The following is an 18,132-nucleotide window of genomic DNA, read 5'->3' as shown; positions in this document are numbered from 1 at the left end:
CACGGGGTTTCGGGGCGGGTCAGCCCTTGGCCTTGGTGACGAACTCGGTGGTGTAGGTCTTGGCGAGGTCGATGGTCGATTCCTTGCCCTTGACGTCGGGGTGGAAGGCGCCGAGGACGGCGAGGACGGTCTTGGGGCCTTCGGCGGGCATCACGCCGTCGGTGGTGAACATGGGCAGGGTGGCCTTGATGGAGGCGGCGTACTGGTCGGCGCCGCCCTGGGCGTAGTCGGCCGGCATCTTGGCGGCGATCTCCTCGGGCGAGTGGGTGGACATCCACGTGAGGGTCTTGACGAAGGCGTTGGCCAGTTTCTGGACGGTGTCCTTGTTGGCGTCGACCCACTGGGTGTTCATGTACAGCGCGGAGGAGGGGTAGAGGCCGCCGAGGGCGGCCTTGGAGCCTTCGGGGGTGCGCATGTCGTAGAGGACGGTGCCGACGTTCTTGGCGACGATGTTGGCGACGGTGGGGTCGGTGGTCATGCCGGCGTCGATGGAGCCCTGCTGCATGGCGGCGATGAAGGTCTGGCCGGCGCCGACGGCGATGGGGCTGAAGTCGCTGATGGCGACGCCGTTCTTGACGGCGAGGTACTTGGTGAGGAAGTCGGTGGAGGAGCCGATGCTGGTGACGCCGAGCTTCTTGCCCTTGAAGTCGGCGCCGGACTTGATGGCGTCGGCCTGCTTGGCGGAGACCACCTCGACCTCGCCGGGGGCCTGGGAGAACTGGACGACGGATTCGACGTTCTTGCCCTTGGCCTGGAGGTCGATGGTGTGGTCGTAGAAGCCGACGGCGCCCTGGACGTCGCCAGCGAGGAGGGCGGTGGTGGCGTTGACGCCGGCGGGTTCGGTCATCAGCTCGACGTTGACGCCTGCGTCGGCGAAGTAGCCGAGGCGCTGGGTGAGCATGGCGGGGAGGTAGATGACCTTGTCCAGGCCGCCGACCATGATCTTGACCTTGGGGCCGTCGACGCTGGGGCCGGCCGGGGCGGCGGCGTTCTGGGAGCTGGAGGCGGCGTCGTTGGCGCAGGCGGCGAGCGGCAGGAGCAGCGCGGCGGCGAGGGCGGCGGTGAGGGTTCTGCGCATGGGGGGTGGGGCCTTCCTGGGGTGGGCGCGGGGGTGGGCGCGACGCGATGGGGTTGATCCAGGCGGGGTGGGGCGGGGTCAGCGGCCGTCGCCGGAGTCGGCGGGCTTCCAGCGGAAGAGGCGCTTCTCGGCGAAGGTGAGCAGTCCTTCGGTGAGGAGGGCGACGACGGCGAGGATGGTCATGGCGGCGTAGACGCCGGCGGCGTTGAAGGTGCCCTGGGCGGCGGCGACCATCAGGCCGAGGCCCTTGGTGGCGCCGATGTACTCGCCGACGATGGCGCCGATCAGGGCGAAGCCGAAGCTGACGTGCAGGCTGGTGAAGATCCAGCTGGTGGCGGCGGGGATGACGACCTGGAGGGTGACCTTGCGGTTGCCGGCGCCGAGGATCCGGGCGTTGGCGACGAGGTTGCGGTCGACCTCGCGGGCGCCCTGGAAGGCGTTGAAGAAGACCGGGAAGAAGACCAGGACGACGGCGGAGGCGACCTTGGAGGCCGGTCCGAGGCCGAACCAGATCAGGAAGATCGGGGCGAGGACGATCCGGGGGATGGCGTTGAGGACCTTGATGTAGGGCCCGAACACGTCGGCGAGGAAGCGGATCCGGCCGAGGGCGATGCCGAGCAGGACGCCGCCGACGACGCCGAGGACCCAGCCGGTGAGGGCCTCGTACAGGGTGTAGCCGATCTGTTCGCCGAGGGAGCCCTGGGCGGTGCCGTGGGTGGTCCACTGCCAGATCTGGTCCCAGATCCTGGAGGGCTGGGAGAAGTTGAACGGGTCGATGATCTTCTGGCGGGCGCAGATCTCCCACAGGCCCAGGAAGGCGACCAGGACGCCGGCGCGGGCGCCGAGGACGCGCAGGCGGCGGTTGCGGGCGGCGCGTTCGCGGACCTCGGTGCGGGTGACGGTCGCGGGGGTGGGGGCTGGGGCGGTCTCAAGCGGCATGTCCCGCTCCTCTCTCACGGGTGATGCGCACCTCTTCGCCGAGCGAGGCCCAGATCTCGCGGTACAGCTCGACGAAGCGGGGTTCCAGGCGGACGGCTTCCACGGTGCGGGGGCGGGGCAGGTCGACGGTGAAGATCTCCTTGACGGTGGCGGGTCCGGCGGTCATCACGACGACCCGGTCGGCGAGGGCGATCGCCTCGTCGAGGTCGTGGGTGACGAAGACGACCGAGGAGCCGGTGCCGGCCCACAGGTCGAGCAGCTGGTCGGACATGAGGGCCCGGGTCTGCACGTCGAGCGCGGAGAACGGCTCGTCCATCAGCAGGATCCTGGGGTCGTTGACGAAGGTCTGGGCGAGGGCGACGCGCTTGCGCATGCCGCCGGACAGCTGGTGCGGGTAGCGGTCCTCGAAGGCGGCCAGGCCGACCCGGGCCAGCCAGTCGCGGGCCTTCTCGCGGGCCTCGGCGGCGGGGACGCCGCGAAAGCGCGGGCCGGCGGTGACGTTGGAGAGCACGGTGCGCCACGGGAAGACGGCGTCCTGCTGGAAGACGAAGCCGACGTTCGGGTTGATGCCGGCGACGTGTTCGCCGTAGACCCGTACCTCGCCCTCGGTGGGTTCCTCCAGGCCGCTGACCAGGGTCAGGGTGGTGGACTTGCCGCAGCCGGTGGGGCCGACGACGGCGACGAACTCGCTGGGGGCGACGGTCAGGTCCAGGTCGCGCACCGCCGTGTGCAGGGTGCCCGACGGGGTGCGGAAGCGCTTGGTCGCACCGGTCAATTCGATCGCCGGGGCTGCTCCGGGCAGGTTCATCGGCCACCACCTCCTGGGTCTGTGCTGTGTTTCCGGGAGGTTAGGAGCCGGTTGCCGGTGGGCGGCAGTCTTGTCGGCGTAACGCGGTTTTCGGGCGTTGAGGGCTGTTCTGCTCGTTTTGCTTAGGCTAGAACGATGGTCGGGGGCTGACGGAGAACGAAGGAGACCCTCGATGCGGCGACCGCACTGGCCCCGGCGGGTCTTCGCCCAGCTGCTGCTGAGCCAGACGGTCGTCACGGTGGGCGTCACCGCGGTCACCGCGGGGCTGTTCCTGGCGCCGGTGAGCCGGGAGCTGGACCGTGACGCTATGCAGCGGGCGCTGTCGATCGCCCAGGTGACCGCGCAGGACGAGGTGATCGCGCGGGCGGCGGAGGCCAGGGACGCGGCGGTGGTGCAGCGCAACGCCGAGCAGATCCGGCTGGCCACCGGCGCCAGCTTCGTGGTGATCACCGATGTGGACGGCATCCGGCTCTCGCACACCGACCCGGGGCGGATCGGGCAGCGGGTGTCGACCGACCCGGAGCCGGCGCTGCGCGGGGAGAGCGTCACCGCGATCCAGCAGGGCACTCTCGGGCGGACCGCGCGCGGCAAGGTGCCGCTGCGGGCGGTGGACGGGCGGATCGTCGGCGAGGTGTCGGTGGGGATCAGCGACGACTCGATCCGGCACCGGCTGATGTCGATGGCGACGGGCATCCTGCTGTGCGCCGGGGTGGGCCTGGCGGCCGGGTTGGCCGCCACCCTGGTGCTGGCCCGGCGGTTGAAGCGGCGTACCCACAACATCGCGGTCGCCGACATCGCGGCGCTGCTGGTGGAGCGGGAGGCGATGCTGCACGGCATCCGCGAGGGCATGGTGGCGCTCGACCCGGACGGCCGGATCCGGCTGGCCAACGACGAGGCGGTGCGGCTGCTGGCGCTGCCGGACGACTGCGTCGGGCGGTCGGTCGACCAGGTGCTGCCGCAGGGCCGGCTGGCGGACGTCCTCGCCGGGCGGATCGAGGGGACCGACCTGCCGGCGGTCCGCGACGACCGGGTGCTGGTGGTGAACCGGATGGCCACGCCGGACGGCGGCGCCGTCACCACGCTGCGGGACCGGACCGAGCTGGAGTCGCTCGTTCGCGAGCTGGACAACACGCGCAGTCTCACCGAGGCGCTGCGCGCGCAGGACCACGAGCACGCCAATCGGATGCACACGCTGCTCGGGCTGCTGGAGCTCGGCCGGCACGAGCAGGCGGCCGAGTTCATCTCCGAGCAGTCGGGGTCGCACGCGGCGGTGGCCGCCGAGGTGTCCGAGCAGGTGCAGGACCCGCACGTGGCGGCGCTGCTGGCCGGCAAGACCGCGGTCGCGGCGGAGCGCGGCATCGAGCTCGTCCTGTCCGCCGACAGTCACCTGCCGGACGCCGCGGTGGATGCCCGCGCCCTGGTCACCGTGGTCGGCAACCTGATCGACAACGCCCTGGACGCCGCGGCCGGTCCGGGCCCGGCGCGGGCCGCCGGCGGCCCGGTCCGCGGGGCGCTGCCGCCGGGCGCGGTCTTCTTCCCCGGCCGCTCCCCCGCCAGCGCCGGGCCGTCCGCCGGTTCGCGTCGGCCGGTGGTGGAGGTGGCGCTGCGGGCCGACGGTCCGGTGCTGCTGGTCGAGGTGGGCGACTCCGGCCCGGGGGTCGCCCCCGAGCTGCGGACGCGGATCTTCGAGGAGGGCTGGACCAGCAAGCAGGCCCCCGCGCACCGGCCGCGCGGGCTGGGCCTGGCCATGGTCGCCCGGCTGGTGGAGCGGGCCGGCGGCACGATCTCGGTGGGGGAAGCACAGCTCGGCGGCGCCCGTTTCACGGTCCGGCTGCCCGAGGCCCTGTACATCGCACCGGTGGAGGCGTGATGATCGACGTACTGGTGGTGGACGACGACTTCCGGGTCGCCGAGGTGCACGCGGCGTACGTGGCGAAGGTGCCGGGCTTCCGGGTGACCGGGCGGGCGCACAGCGCCGCCGAGGCGCTGGCCTCGCTGGAACGCCATCCGGTGGACCTGGTGCTGCTCGACCACCATCTGCCGGACGAGACCGGGCTCGCGCTGGTCCGCCGGATGCGGCAGTCCGGCATCGCCAGCGACGTGATGATGGTGACCGCCGCCCGGGACGTGTCCACGGTGCACGCGGCGATGCAGCACGGCGCGCTGCAGTACCTGGTGAAGCCGTTCAGCTACGCGGGCCTGCGGGACAAGCTGACCGGCTACGCCGAGCTGCGGCACGCGCTGGCCGGGGCGGGCGCCCGTGAGACCTGCCAGGACGAGGTGGACCGGATGTTCTCCGCCCTGCGTACCGCGCAGTCCCCGCACGCGGTCCTGCCCAAGGGCCACTCGGCGCCCACCACCGATCTGGTGCTCGCCGTGCTGCGCCGGGCCGACCGGCCGCTGTCCGCGCAGGAGGTCGCCGAGCAGACCGGCCTGTCCCGCTCCACCGCGCAGCGCTACCTCAAGCAGTTGGAGCGCGACAGTCGGCTGCGGCTGACCCTGCGCTACGGCGACACCGGCCGCCCGGAGCACCGGTATGTGCTGACCGCGGCCCGGCCGTGACCGCGGCGCGGGTGGTCGGGGCGGTTCAGGCGGCGCCGGCGCCGGTGAGGGAGCGGACCTCCAGCTCGGCGTAGCGGTCCGGGTCGGCGCTCTCGCGGGAGAGCACGGTGCCGAGCCAGCCGGCCAGGAAGCCGAGCGGGATGGAGACCAGTCCGGGGTTCTCCAGCGGGAACCAGTGGAAGTCGACGCCCTGGACGACCGAGGTCTTGGCCCCGGAGACGACCGGGGAGAAGATCACCAGCAGCACTGCGGGGACGAGCCCGCCGTACACCGACCAGACCGCGCCGCGGGTGGTGAAGCGGCGCCAGAACAGGTTGTAGAGCAGGGTCGGCAGGTTGGCCGAGGCGGCGACGGCGAAGGCGAGGCCGACCAGGAAGGCCACGTTGAGCCGCTGCGCGTACAGGCTGAGGACGACGGCGAGTGCGCCGATCACCACCGCGGCGATGCGGGCGGCGACCACTTCCTGGCGCTCCGTCACCTCCCGTTCGTCGGAGCGGCGCCAGGCGCGGGCGTACAGGTCGTGCGCGAAGGCGGCGGAGGAGGCCAGGGTGAGCCCGGCGACCACGGCGAGGATGGTGGCGAAGGCGATCGCGGAGATCACCGCGAAGAGCAGCACGCCGCCGCTGGTGCCGGGGCCGCCGCCGAGGTCGAGGGCGAGCAGCGGGACGGCGGTGTTCCCGGCCGGGTTGGCGGCGCGTACCGCGCGGGCGCCGACCACGGCGCCGGCGCCGAGGCCGAGCACGATGGCCATCAGGTAGAAGCAGCCGACCAGGCCGATCGCCCAGATCGTGGAGCGGCGGGCGGCGCGGGCGGTGGGGACGGTGTAGAAGCGGCTGAGGATGTGCGGCAGGCCGGCGGTGCCCAGGACCAGGGCGAGGCCGAGGCTGACGAAGTCGAGTCGGCTGACCGTGCCGGCGCCGTACTTCAGGCCGGGTTGCAGGTAGGCGTCGCCGACGCCGCTGCGGGCGGCGGCGGTGCGCATCAGCTCGCCGAGGTCGCCGTGGAAGCGCAGCAGCACCAGGACGGTGAGCACCACCGAGCCGGCGACCAGCAGGAAGGCCTTGACGATCTGGATCCAGGTGGTGGCGCGCATCCCGCCGACCGTGACGTAGACGATCATCAGGGCGCCGACGGCGACGATGGTCCAGCCCTTGGCCCGGCCGCTGTCGGTGCCCAGCAGCAGGGCGACCAGGCTGCCGGCGCCGACCATCTGGGCGATCAGGTACATCAGGGTGACCACCAGGGAGGCCGTTCCGGCGGCGGCCCGCACCGGGCGCTGGCGCATCCGCAGGGCGAGCACGTCGGCGAGGGTGTAGCGGCCGGTGTTGCGGACCAGCTCGGAGACCAGCATCAGCACGACCAGCCAGGCGACCAGGAAGCCGATGCTGTAGAGCACGCCGTCGTAGCCGTAGAGCGCGATCAGGCCGGTGACGCCGAGGAAGGAGGCGGCGGACAGGTAGTCGCCACAGAGGGCGAAGCCGTTCTGCAGCGGGCTGAAGTCGCGGCCGCCGGCGTAGAAGTCCTCGGCGGCGGAGCTGCGCCGGCCGACCCAGACGGTGATCGCCAGGGTGACCAGGACGACGACGGCGAACAGGGCGACGGCCACGGTGTGGTCGGGCAGCGGGTTGACCGCGACCGGGCTCATCGCAGCTGGTCCTGGGTGTCCCAGCGCAGATCGAGGGCGGCTCGGTCGCGCTTGGTGCGGGCGTTGCGGGCGTACAGCCAGGTCAGCAGGAAGGTGGAGGCGAACTGGCCGAGGCCCAGTACCCAGGCCACGTTCAGCGGGCCGGCGACCTGGCGGCGCATCAGGTTCGGTGCGAACGCCTGGGCCACCACGAACAGCAGGTACCAGGCCAGGAAGACGGCGGTGGCGGGCAGCACGAAGCCGCGGTAGCCGCTGCGGATCGCCTGGAAGGCGGCGCCGGCCTGGACCTCGCGGTAGACCCCGGCGCGGGGCTCCGCCGCGGCGGCGGGGGGCCGGTCCGCCGCCCACGGGTCGAACACCTTCTGCTGCTGTGCCACCGCTGCTCCATCGTTCCGGCCTGGTTGAACTGGACCAGAATGGGGCATCGGATTCCGCTTCACGCACCCACGCAGATACGTTCACCCGTTGGGATGAGGGCCCGTCAGGTTACGAACCGCTGGACAATCCGTGTCGGAACGCATATGCCACAGCCTGTGCGCGGTCCCGGACGGCGGTCTTGGCGAAGAGGTTGTTGATGTGCGTCTTGACCGTCGCCGGGCTGACGAACAGACGTTCGGCGATCTCCGCGTTCGACAGGCCCTCGGCGATCAGGGCGAGCACCTCGGCCTCCCGGGCGGTCAGCCCGTCGGGCAGCGCCGCCGGCTTCGCCGGGGCGGGCTCCGCCGCCGGCCGCGGTGCGGGGGCCGGCCCCGAGAGGCGCTCCAGCAGGCGGCGCTGGACCTGCGGCGAGAGTCCGGCCGCGCCCGAGCGGACGTCGGCGACCGCCCGGGCGATCTCCTCCGCCCCGGCGTCCTTGGTGAGGTAGCCGCGCGCCCCGGCCTGCAGGGCGGGGAAGAGCGAGTCGTCGTCGGCGTAGGTGGTGAGCACCACCACCTCGGTGCCCGGGTGCTCGGCGCGGATCCGCCGAGTGGCCTCGACACCGTCGCAGCGGGGCATCCGCAGGTCCATCAGGACCACGTCGGGCGCCTGTTCGGCGACCAGCCGGACCGCCTCCTCGCCGTCCGCGGCGGCGCCCACCACCTCGATGTCGGGCAGCAGTCCGAGCAGCATCACGATGCCCTCGCGCACCACCGTCTGGTCGTCGGCCACCACCACCCTGGTCGGCCCCACCGTCATGCTGGCAACTCCCTGTCCCCGGGCAGCCGCAGCAGCACGCGCCACCCTCCGTCGTCCGGGCCCGCCAGCAGGTCGCCGCCGAGCAGCTCAGCGCGTTCGCGCATCCCCAGCAGACCGTACCCGCTCCCGCTGTCGGCGAGCGCCCGGTCCCCGCCGCGCGGCGGGCGGCCGTTGCGGACCTCCAGCTCCACCCCGTCGTCCAGGTAGGCGAGCCGGACGGTGGTGCGGCTGCCCGGGGCGTGCTTGCGGACGTTGGTGAGCGCCTCCTGCGCGGTACGCCGCAGGGCCAGGCCGGCCTCGGCGGGCAGCGGGCGCGGGGCGCCCCGGACGGTGAGCTCGGCCTGCTCCTGGCGGGCCAGGTCGGCCAGCTGGTCGGCGACGGGGGTGAGTTCGCCGCGCAGCGCGGACAGCGCCTGACGGGTCTCGGCGAGGCCGTCCTGGGCCATCCGCCGGGCGGCGACCACCCGTTCGCGGATCTGCTCGCGGTCGGCGCCGCGGTCCAGCATCAGCCGGGCGGCCTCCAGGTGGACCAGCTGGGCGGAGAGGCTGTGGGCGAGCACGTCGTGGATCTCCCGGGCGATCCTGGCCCGTTCGGTGAGGGCGGCGGACTCGGCCTCGGCGGCGTGCGCGGCGCGTTCCTGCGCCAGCAGGGCCCGCTGGGCGGAGCGGGCCTCGGCGTCCCTGCGCAGCAGGTAGCCGAGCAGGCCGATGCCGCCGGTGACGGCGGCGACAGCGATCAGCGAGTCGCCGGTGGTGAAGGCGTAGGAGGCGAGCGAGCCGGCGGCGGTGATCAGGGCGGCGCCCAGCGGCAGCCGGACCACGGCCATCACCGCGAGGCCGCACCAGATGACGCCGGCGAGCAGGGTGGCGCCGCCCTCGGCGGCGAGGGCGGCGATGGTGAGCAGGACGGCGGCGGAGCCGAGGGCGGGGGCGAGGCGGTGGGCGCGGCTGGCGCGGTGCCAGATCGCGAACAGGACGGCGGAGCTGACGATCCAGCCGATCGCGGCGGCCAGCTGCCAGCCGGTGTACCGGTCGCCGGAGAAGGTGTTCGCGACGACGGCGACCAGCAGAGCGGCCCGCAGGACGACGGCGAGCACCTGCCGGGCCCGGGAGAAGCGTTCCTGGAGGGGCGCGTCCCCGGCGGGCCAGCGGGTCCAGCGGTCGAGGGTGGTCACCGTCGGGTCCTCTCTCAGGCGGCCAGCGTGTGCGGGCGCTCGACGTTCTGTGCCCGCCAGTTCACCACGAGGCCCCGGACGAGCAGCAGCCCGGCGAGGGAGAGCAGCAGCGCGTCGCTGCTCTGGTGGACGTGGAGGGCGGCGCCGGCGCCGTACCAGCCGATCCGGACGGCGATCACGCCGAGCCAGGCGAACAGGGTGGCTCGGGTGCCCCTGGACCACAGGGCGCCCGCCTCGTCGCGCCAGAGGCGGACCGTCCAGCCCCAGACGCAGCCCATGGCGACGGTGGTCACCAGCGAGCCGCCGAGGAGCACGACGGCGGTGGTGCGGTGGGCGTGGTCGATCAGGGTCGGGTCGCGCAGGGCGACCGCGGCGAGGATCACCGGGAGCAGCCAGAACCGGCGCTCGGTGTCGAGCCGGCGGGCCTTGAGCTGGCGGCTCACCACGAGGGCGACGACCACGAGGGCGATCAGGACGTTGGCGAGGGCGGTCATCACGGGTCTCCCGGAAGGGGGTTGTGCTCGGTGCTGCTGACCCCACCGACGCTACGGACCGCCGGGCCGCCGGGCCTCGGAGCCGGGGTTGATCCTGATGCCGAAGGGGCTCTCCACCCGTGGGTGGAGAGCCCCTTCGCGGGCGCCTTCGTCAGACGTCGATGCGGGCGCGGTCCAGGGTGGCCGCCGAGTCGACGATGAACTCGCGGCGCGGGGCCACGTCGTTGCCCATCAGCAGGTCGAAGGTCTTCTCGGCCGCCTCCAGGTCGCCGAGGTTGATCCGGCGCAGGATGCGGTGGCGCGGGTCCACGGTGGTCTCGGCCAGCTGGTCGGCGTCCATCTCGCCGAGGCCCTTGTACCGCTGGATCGGGTCCTTCCAGCGCAGTCCCTTGCCCTGGAACTCCAGCAGGGTGCGGCGCAGTTCGGCGTCGGAGTAGGTGTAGTGGTACTTCTCCTGGCCGCGCTTGGGGTTGGTGAGTTCGATCCGGTGCAGCGGGGGGACGGCGGCGAAGACGCGGCCCTGCTCGACCATCGGGCGCATGTAGCGCTGGAAGAGGGTGAGCAGCAGGCAGCGGATGTGGGAGCCGTCGACGTCGGCGTCGGCCATGAAGATGACCTTGCCGTAGCGGGCCTGGTCGATGTCGAAGCTGCGGCCCGAGCCGGCTCCTATGACCTGGATGATCGAGGCGCACTCGGCGTTCTTGAGCATGTCGCTCACCGAGGCCTTCTGAACGTTGAGGATCTTGCCGCGGATCGGCAGCAGCGCCTGGAACTCGGAGTTGCGGGCGAGCTTGGCGGTGCCGAGCGCGGAGTCTCCCTCGACGATGAAGAGTTCGCTGCGGTCGACGTCGTCGCTGCGGCAGTCGGCGAGCTTGGCCGGCAGCGAGCTGGTCTCCAGCGCGGTCTTCCGACGCTGGGCCTCCTTGTGCTGGCGGGCGGCGACCCGGGTGCGGGCGGCGGCGACCACCTTGTCGAGGACGGCGCGGGCCTGGACCTTCTCGTCCTTCTTGGTGGAGGCGAGGAACTGCTTGAGCTCCTTGGCGACCACCGCGGCGACGATCCGGTTGGCGGCGGAGGTGCCCAGGACCTCCTTGGTCTGGCCCTCGAACTGCGGCTCGGCGAGCCGGACGGTGACCACGGCGGTGAGGCCCTCGGTGGCGTCGTCCTTGGTGATGTCGTCCTCGGCGACGCGCAGCATCTTGGCCGAGCGCAGCACCTCGTTGACGGTCTTGGCGAGCGAGCGCTCGAAGCCGGTGACGTGGGTGCCGCCCTTGGGGGTGGCGATGATGTTGACGAACGAGCGCAGGGTGGTGTCGTAGCCGGCGCCCCAGCGCATGGCGATGTCGACGCCGAGGTGCCGGGTGACCTCGGTGGGGGTCATGTGGCCGAGTTCGTCGAGGACGGGCACGGTCTCCTTGAAGGTGCCCTCGCCGCGCAGCCGCAGCACGTCGCAGACCGGCTTGTCGGGGGCGAGGAACTCGCAGAACTCGCCGATGCCGCCGTCGAAGCGGAAGGTGTCGGTGCGGACCTTGTCGCTCTCGGTCAGGCGCTCGTCACGGACGACGATGGTCAGGCCGGGCACCAGGAAGGCGGTCTGCCGGGCGCGGCTGTGCAGGGACTCCAGCGACAGCTTGGCGTCCTTGAGGAAGATCTGCCGGTCGGCCCAGTAGCGGATCCGGGTGCCGGTCTTCCCGCGCGGGGCCTTGCCCTTCTTGGTGAGGCCGCTGGCGGCCTCGAACGGCGCGTCCGGGGAGAGCTCGGTGAAGAAGCCGGGGGTGCCGCGGCGGAAGCTGATGGCGTGGGTGTGCCCGCTGCGGTCGACCTCGACGTCCAGCCGGGCGGAGAGGGCGTTCACCACGGAGGCGCCGACGCCGTGCAGGCCGCCGGAGGCCGCGTACGAGCCGCCGCCGAACTTGCCGCCGGCGTGCAGCTTGGTCATCACGACCTCGACGCCGGACAGGCCGGTCTTCGGCTCCACGTCGACCGGGATGCCGCGGCCGTTGTCACGGACCTCGACCGAGCCGTCCTCGTGCAGCAGCACCTCGATCTTGTCGCAGAAGCCGCCGAGGGCCTCGTCGACCGAGTTGTCGATGATCTCCCAGAGGCAGTGCATCAGACCGCGGCTGTCGGTCGAGCCGATGTACATACCGGGGCGCTTGCGGACCGCCTCCAGGCCCTCGAGGACGAGCAGGTGCCGCGCGGTGTAGTTGGAACCGTCCTCCCCTGCCATCAGAGAGGACGGGACGGTCGATTCTCCACTCACGCTCTGCACTCCTCCACGACGTTGACGGACTCCCCGCATGCTCTCAGCAACTGAGACGCCGTCCTCCAGGGCCTGTGCGGCTTGTACGCGCTGCGCGAACAAGACCGTCACCGGCCACGCGGGCCCAAGCGTGCCATCTCCTGCTGACACCACGGCTTCCGGCGGAAGGCGGCGGTCGGAACAGGCGGCCGAGCTGCTGTGATGCAGGCTACCGGGCACCGGGACGAGGCTATGCTCCAACCCGGCGGAGGATTATGCTACGCGGACCCCGACCACAAAATCCGTTCGGGCGTTCGAGGTACGGGCCCGCCCCACCGATCCGGTACGCATGAACCACCGGGCACCGGGGCACGTCCTCATCGACAACACACTTCGAACCGAAGCAGAATCCTCCAAGAGAAAAGCCACGAGCGGGAACGAATTCGACCTGGTTGGATGTTGATCCTGGTACACAGCTCGTCGAGCTAGAGAAGAGGCGACGTGACTACTGTTCTGACCCCTGCGAGCCCGCTCACCGCGGCTGACCGCTGCGACCGTTGCGGCGCCCAGGCCTACCTGCGCGTCGTCCTCGCCAGCGGAGGAGAGCTGCTCTTCTGCGCCCACCACGGGCGGAAGTTCGAGCCGGAGCTCAAGAAGATCGCCACCGAGATACACGACGAGAGCGGCCGCCTCACGGCGACGCCGGCCACGGCCGGCGAAGACGAGCGCTGACGCTTCCGTCGGCCCGCCGAGCTGAACCGGCCACGGTCGACCGGACCGGGCGGTGGACTTTCGGGTCCGCCGCCCGGTTTCGGCTTTCCGGCACCTCACGGTGAGTGTCCGTCAGCTCGCTCCACGTACCGGCGCCGCACTCAGGGCAGCGCGGGCATCACCCGGAGTGTCCGTCAGAGCACGGAATGCACCGCGTCGGAGACCGCCGCGATCCGGGTGTAGACCCCCGGATGGGCCGCCTCCGCGCAGCCGGTGCCCCAGGAGACCAGGCCCGCCAGCCGTCCGGCCACCACCAACGGGCCGCCGCTGTCGCCCTGGCAGGCATCCTTGCCGCCCTGCTCCGCACCGGCGCACACCATCGTCGCGGCGTCGTAGGCGGATTCACCACCCTGCGGATACGCGTGACCACAGACCGCGTCCGAGACGATCGGCACCTGCACCTCGCGCAGCGTCGGCGAGTAGCTGCCGTTGCCGCGGGTGTCGCCCCAACCGAGGACCTCGGCCGCCGTCCCGGCCTGGTACGGCTCGGTCTCCCCCGCACCCACCAGCTCGATCACCGAGCGGCCGGTCTGCGCCTCGGCCAGCGTGAGGACCGCCACATCACGGGTGTTGGCGGCGAAGCGGTAACCCGGATCGATCCAGATGTCGCGGACCGCCACCTCCCGGCCGGCGCTGCCGCGCAGATCGTCCCGGCCGATCACCACCCGCAGGCCCGGTCGGTCGGTCGGGCGGCCGGTCGACTCGTCGTAGAAGCAGTGCGCCGCCGTCACCACCTTGGTCTCGCTCACCAGCGCCGCGCCGCAGAACTGGCCGGAGCGGGCGGTGCCGAACTGCTGCCGGCTGGAGAGTGCCACCATCCACGGGTGGTCCTTGGTCGAGGCGGCCGAGCCGCCGACGATCCGGCGCTGCGCACCGGCCGGCTCCGCGGCGCCGAGCACGAGCAGCGGCGAGGGCAGGGCGGCCAGCGCGACGAGGGCGACAGCCCGGCGGCCGAGACGGGCCGACAGCGTGTCCAGGATGGGCGGCACCGGGATCTCCAGGGTGATCGACGAGGAGCAACCGGCTCAGCGTAGTCGAGCGATCACTCACCGTACGGGCGCCGGGCCTTGATCCACCCGGACGAGCGACGACCCGCCCGCGAAACGGCGCAGCGATGTGCGAGAGGGCCCCGCGGCCGAAGCCGCGGGGCCCTCTCGCACACCGTGTTGCCGATCAGTCCAGGTAGTCGCGCAGCACCTGGGAGCGCGACGGGTGACGCAGCTTGGACATGGTCTTCGACTCGATCTGGCGGATGCGCTCACGCGTCACGCCGTAGACCTTGCCGATCTCGTCCAGCGTCTTCGGCTGACCGTCGGTCAGACCGAAGCGCATCGAGACCACGCCCGCCTCGCGCTCGGACAGGGTGTCGAGCACCGAGTGCAGCTGCTCCTGGAGCAGGGTGAAGGAGACCGCGTCGGCCGGGACGACCGCCTCGGAGTCCTCGATCAGGTCACCGAACTCGCTGTCGCCGTCCTCACCCAGCGGGGTGTGCAGCGAAATCGGCTCGCGACCGTACTTCTGGACCTCGATGACCTTCTCCGGGGTCATGTCGAGTTCCTTGGCCAGCTCCTCCGGGGTGGGCTCGCGACCCAGGTCCTGGAGCATCTGGCGCTGGACGCGGGCCAGCTTGTTGATGACCTCGACCATGTGCACCGGGATGCGGATGGTGCGGGCCTGGTCGGCCATCGCGCGGGTGATCGCCTGGCGGATCCACCAGGTCGCGTAGGTCGAGAACTTGTAGCCCTTGGTGTAGTCGAACTTCTCGACCGCACGGATCAGGCCCAGGTTGCCCTCCTGGATCAGGTCCAGGAACAGCATGCCGCGGCCGGTGTAGCGCTTGGCCAGCGAGACCACCAGGCGGAGGTTGGCCTCCAGCAGGTGGTTCTTGGCGCGGCGACCGTCCTCGGCGATGATCTCCAGCTCGCGCTTGAGCTTGGGGGCGAGCTTGTCGGCCTGGCTCAGCTTGTCCTCGGCGAACAGGCCGGCCTCGATGCGCTTGGCGAGCTCGACCTCCTGCTCGGCGTTGAGCAGCGGAACCTTGCCGATCTGCTTCAGGTAGTCCTTGACCGGGTCGGCGGTGGCACCGGCGACGGCGACCTGCTGGGCGGGCGCGTCGTCCTCGTCGTCGTCCGAGAGCACGAAGCCCTGGTCCGACTCCTCTTCCGGCTCACCCTCGGGCTTGTCGCCGGGCAGGGCGGTCTCCTCGAGCAGCTCCTCCTCGCCGAGCAGCTCCTCGTCGCCCTTGCCCTTGCCGGCGGCGGTCTTCTTGGCGGCGGCCTTCTTGGCCGGCGCGGCGGTGGTCTTCTTGGCGGCGACCTTCTTCGCGGGCGCGGCAGCAACCTTCTTGGCGACGGGCTTCACCTCGGCCACCTCGATCGTCTCGACCACGGTCACCTCGGAGGTGGACACCGCGGCGGCGACGGCGGCCGGAGCCGGGGTCGCGGCCGGGGCGATCCGCACCGGGGGCTTGGTCGGAGCAGCCGGGGTGCGGGTGACCGCCTTGGTCGCGGTGCGCTTGGTGGTGCTCTTGGCGGCAACGCTCTTGCGCTTGGAGCCTGCCGGCTCAGCAGCGCTGACCATCAGGTCGACGCCTTCCTCAATCAGCACCTGATTGAGGCTGCGCATGACGTTCTTCCACTTGGTGACCGGGATCTGGTCCGCCTCGAACGCCTGGCGCACGTCGTCACCGGCGATCTGCCCCTGGGCCTTGCCCCGCTCGATGAGCGCCAGCAGAGCCGCGGACTCGGCGATCTCGGGGGGAAGCGAACGGGATGTGCTGGCCGACACGAACTACCTCTCGGACGAATGAGTGGACACGAACCCGGACCCGACCGCCCGAGGACTCGGGTGGGTGGACGGGGCGTGGGTCTGCAGGACGGCAGCAGCGCCGCAGACCAACACAGCATTGTGACATGTGGTGGTATTCCGGAGCTGCTTCCGCTCCGTACACATCGCTGCCGCCCCTCAAGTGTTACGCATGCCCGTCGTGGCGCCGGTCACACCACCGCGAAGCCGCTCCCACCTGCCCCGAGCAGCCTACGTCCGGGGCCGTCGACGGCCCTCCGGCCACGCCCGCCGCGCGGTCCGCGCCGATCGCGCGATCCGTGCCCGGCCGGCCGGAGTCCCGTCCGTTCCGCTCGGCCGACCCGGCCGGCTCAGTGCTCGCGGGGGGCGGGCACGGCGTGCTCCACGTCCGGGTGGACGGTGAGCAGCGCCCGTACCGCGGCCTCCGCCGCCGTGCCGTCCCCGGTGCCGAGCGCGTCGACCAGCCGGGCGTGCAGGCTCACCGCGGAGTCCGAGGGCCGCTCGCAGGTGGTGCCGGTGCCCCCGGAGACCTGGAGAGCGCACGAGACGATCCCGGAGAGGTGCTCCAGCATCCGGTTCCCCGCCATCTGCAGGACCAGGCCGTGCAGCTCCGCGTCGGCCCGGCCGTAGCTGACCAGGTCGCCCTGGGCGCCGGCGTGGCCCATGATCTCGGTCAGCTCGACCAGGCGGGCCTGGACGTCCTCCCGGCCGTGGCCGGCGGCCAGCCGGGCGGCCAGCGGCTCGATCGCCCAGCGCAGCTCGAACAGCTCGCGGCGCTGCTCGTCGCGCTGCGGGCCGAAGGCGCGCCACTCGATGATGTCGGGGTCCAGCAGGTTCCAGTCGCCGACCGGACGGACCCGGGTGCCCACGTTCGGCCGCGCGGACACCAGGCCCTTGGCCTCCAGCACCCGCAGCGACTCGCGGACGACGGTGCGGGACACCTCGAAGCGCTGGCCGATCTCCTCGGGCACCAGCGGCCGGTCGGCGCCCAGGTCGCCGGAGACGATCATCTGGCCGAGCTGCTGCACCAGCTGGCCGTGCAGGCCGCGGCCGCGGCTGCTGGTGGTCTTGCGGCCGACCCGGGCGAGCTCGGACTCCGCGCCCTCCCAGCGGGGGGCCGGCGGGGTGGGCCGATCGGCGTAGGGGAAACGGTCCAGCTCGCCGACGGAGATCGACTCGGTCTGGCGGGCCGCGGTCATGGTGGGGTGCGCAAGGGTACTCACAGGTCCTTTGTCGGCGATCGGCGGAGCCGCCTTGAGGATTCTCCTGAAAAGCACACGAAAGGGTGATCGGCCGTGACCGGATAATTGACTTCTTATCAGGAAGAAGTGGCCATAAGCGTCATAACGGGTCCGCCGTGTGTTCGGTGCGGGGTCGGCGGGGTGTGGGTTGGGGCTCGGCGAGGCTGCTGGTGGGCCCGGGCCGGGTCGGTCAGAGGGCGCGGCGTCGCACCTGCGCCAGCACGGCCGCCACCAGGAGCACCAGCACCGGGGCGGCGAGCGCCGCGAACAGCACCGGATCCGGTCCGACGGCCGCTGCGCCCGGCTCGCCCCGCACCCAGTCCAGCCCATACTGGAACGGCAGCAGCTCGCGCACCCACGCCGGCCAGTACCGGCCTGCCTGACGCAGGATCATCCCGACCGCCGGCTCCAGCAGCACGGGCAGCGCGCACAGCACCAGCAGCCCGGCCGCGGCGCTGCGCACCAGCGAGGTGGTCAGCAGACCGGCCCAACCGCCCACCACCACCAGCAGGGCGAACGCCAGCAGCGGACGCCCCGGCGCCCCCGCCGCCAGCAGACCCGCCGGATCCGACCCGAAGACGTCCGGCCGGAAGGCGGGCGCAGGATCGACCGAGGACGGCAGCGCGAGCCGCACCGCCACCGCGTCCAGCAGCAGCGTCACCACCGCCAGCGCCGCCGAGACCGCCCCGATCACCACCGACTTGCCCACCAGCAGCCCGACCCGCCGCCCGAACGCCACCCTCGACGCCGCCAGCCCCGGGTGCCGCACCTCGTGCCCGTACGACAGCGCCCCGAGCGCACCGGCACCGAGCGCCGCGATCGGCAGCGGCAACAGCGGCACCGCCGCCGCCACGGACCGGACGGCCGTCGGCACCGCCAGCGCGCCGTCCGGCACCTGCCGCGCCAGCACCGCCGCCACGGCGGCGTCGCAGAGCAGCACGGCGGCGAGGATCAGCCAGGTCGAACGCAGGCCGCGCAGACGGCGCAGCTCGTAGGCCAGTACGCGCACGGGTCACTCGCTTCGGGTCGGTCCGCGCGTGAGCCGCGCGGGCGGGGTGGGGTGGGCGGAAGGGCCGGTGGGCGGGCGGGGCAGCGGGACGGGTGGTCGCCGCCGTCGGGGAGGGCTACCGGCCGGTCTCCGGCCGGGGCTAGAGCCGGGGCTAGGGCTAGGGCTAGGGCTAGGGCTAGGGCTAGGG

At 72.3% G+C, this 18,132-nt stretch carries 16 protein-coding genes; 3 read left to right on the top strand and 13 right to left on the bottom strand.

Going from position 1 to position 18,132, the window contains the following annotated elements; genetic code table 11:
• Window positions 1-19 precede the first annotated feature (19 nt).
• From FHR36_RS05005 to FHR36_RS04995, 3 genes are all read right to left on the bottom strand, one after another.
• Window positions 20-1,078, bottom strand: coding sequence for an ABC transporter substrate-binding protein (locus tag FHR36_RS05005; protein ID WP_253794064.1), 1,059 nt, complete (start codon window positions 1,076-1,078; stop codon window positions 20-22).
• Between the two features lie 78 nt (window positions 1,079-1,156).
• Window positions 1,157-2,017 carry an ABC transporter permease gene (locus FHR36_RS05000; protein WP_253794062.1) on the bottom strand — a complete coding sequence of 287 codons (861 nt, stop codon included), beginning with the start codon at window positions 2,015-2,017 and terminating at the stop codon, window positions 1,157-1,159.
• A complete protein-coding gene (locus tag FHR36_RS04995; protein WP_253794060.1) occupies window positions 2,007-2,825 on the bottom strand; it encodes an ABC transporter ATP-binding protein in 819 nt (272 codons plus the stop codon). Before FHR36_RS04995 ends, FHR36_RS05000 begins: the two co-directional genes overlap by 11 nt.
• A 172-nt stretch (window positions 2,826-2,997) precedes the next feature.
• On the opposite strand from FHR36_RS04995, the gene FHR36_RS04990 reads away from it, so the two are divergent.
• Both FHR36_RS04990 and FHR36_RS04985 read left to right on the top strand, forming a co-directional pair.
• Complete coding sequence (locus tag FHR36_RS04990; protein ID WP_253794057.1) at window positions 2,998-4,695, top strand: sensor histidine kinase; 1,698 nt, start codon at window positions 2,998-3,000, stop codon at window positions 4,693-4,695.
• Window positions 4,695-5,387 carry a response regulator gene (locus FHR36_RS04985; RefSeq protein ID WP_253794056.1) on the top strand — a complete coding sequence of 231 codons (693 nt, stop codon included), beginning with the start codon at window positions 4,695-4,697 and terminating at the stop codon, window positions 5,385-5,387. Before FHR36_RS04990 ends, FHR36_RS04985 begins: the two co-directional genes overlap by 1 nt.
• 25 nt (window positions 5,388-5,412) lie before the next feature.
• Here FHR36_RS04985 and FHR36_RS04980 read toward each other — a convergent pair whose 3' ends face one another.
• From FHR36_RS04980 to FHR36_RS04955, 6 genes are all read right to left on the bottom strand, one after another.
• Entirely contained in the window at window positions 5,413-7,032 is a 1,620-nt protein-coding gene (locus FHR36_RS04980; RefSeq protein WP_253794055.1) for a monocarboxylic acid transporter, read from the bottom strand.
• On the bottom strand, window positions 7,029-7,409 hold the full coding sequence (locus tag FHR36_RS04975) for a DUF485 domain-containing protein (RefSeq protein ID WP_407660784.1): 381 nt from the start codon (window positions 7,407-7,409) through the stop codon (window positions 7,029-7,031). The genes FHR36_RS04980 and FHR36_RS04975 overlap by 4 nt, the downstream gene beginning before the upstream one ends.
• Window positions 7,410-7,518: 109 nt before the next feature.
• The gene (locus FHR36_RS04970; RefSeq protein WP_253794054.1) at window positions 7,519-8,208 is read right to left on the bottom strand and encodes a response regulator transcription factor; all 690 of its coding nucleotides are present in this window, start codon (window positions 8,206-8,208) and stop codon (window positions 7,519-7,521) included.
• The gene (locus FHR36_RS04965) at window positions 8,205-9,383 is read right to left on the bottom strand and encodes a sensor histidine kinase (protein ID WP_253794053.1); all 1,179 of its coding nucleotides are present in this window, start codon (window positions 9,381-9,383) and stop codon (window positions 8,205-8,207) included. Before FHR36_RS04965 ends, FHR36_RS04970 begins: the two co-directional genes overlap by 4 nt.
• Before the next feature lie 14 nt (window positions 9,384-9,397).
• Entirely contained in the window at window positions 9,398-9,877 is a 480-nt protein-coding gene (locus tag FHR36_RS04960; RefSeq protein WP_253794052.1) for a CcdC protein domain-containing protein, read from the bottom strand.
• A gap of 151 nt (window positions 9,878-10,028) precedes the next feature.
• The gene (locus tag FHR36_RS04955) at window positions 10,029-12,107 is read right to left on the bottom strand and encodes a DNA gyrase/topoisomerase IV subunit B (protein ID WP_380230817.1); all 2,079 of its coding nucleotides are present in this window, start codon (window positions 12,105-12,107) and stop codon (window positions 10,029-10,031) included.
• Window positions 12,108-12,620: 513 nt separating this feature from the next.
• On the opposite strand from FHR36_RS04955, the gene FHR36_RS04950 reads away from it, so the two are divergent.
• Window positions 12,621-12,851 (top strand): DUF7455 domain-containing protein, encoded by a 231-nt coding sequence (locus FHR36_RS04950; protein WP_253794050.1) that lies wholly within the window; start codon window positions 12,621-12,623, stop codon window positions 12,849-12,851.
• Window positions 12,852-13,024: 173 nt separating this feature from the next.
• On the opposite strand, the gene FHR36_RS04945 is transcribed toward FHR36_RS04950, so the two are convergent.
• From FHR36_RS04945 to FHR36_RS04930, 4 genes are all read right to left on the bottom strand, one after another.
• Entirely contained in the window at window positions 13,025-13,879 is an 855-nt protein-coding gene (locus FHR36_RS04945; protein ID WP_253794047.1) for a S1 family peptidase, read from the bottom strand.
• A 184-nt stretch (window positions 13,880-14,063) separates the two neighbouring features.
• On the bottom strand, window positions 14,064-15,677 hold the full coding sequence (locus FHR36_RS04940) for an RNA polymerase sigma factor (RefSeq protein WP_253794045.1): 1,614 nt from the start codon (window positions 15,675-15,677) through the stop codon (window positions 14,064-14,066).
• A gap of 368 nt (window positions 15,678-16,045) precedes the next feature.
• Window positions 16,046-16,918: a FadR/GntR family transcriptional regulator gene (locus FHR36_RS04935; protein WP_253794043.1), complete on the bottom strand. Its 873-nt coding sequence runs from the start codon at window positions 16,916-16,918 to the stop codon at window positions 16,046-16,048.
• 208 nt (window positions 16,919-17,126) lie between these two features.
• On the bottom strand, window positions 17,127-17,945 hold the full coding sequence (locus FHR36_RS04930) for a hypothetical protein (protein WP_253794041.1): 819 nt from the start codon (window positions 17,943-17,945) through the stop codon (window positions 17,127-17,129).
• Window positions 17,946-18,132 lie beyond the last annotated feature (187 nt).

The sequence above is a fragment of the Kitasatospora cinereorecta genome (assembly GCF_024172095.1).
GTDB classification, from domain to species: Bacteria; Actinomycetota; Actinomycetes; order Streptomycetales; family Streptomycetaceae; genus Kitasatospora; species Kitasatospora cinereorecta.
This window is presented reverse-complemented; position numbering and strand designations above follow the sequence as displayed.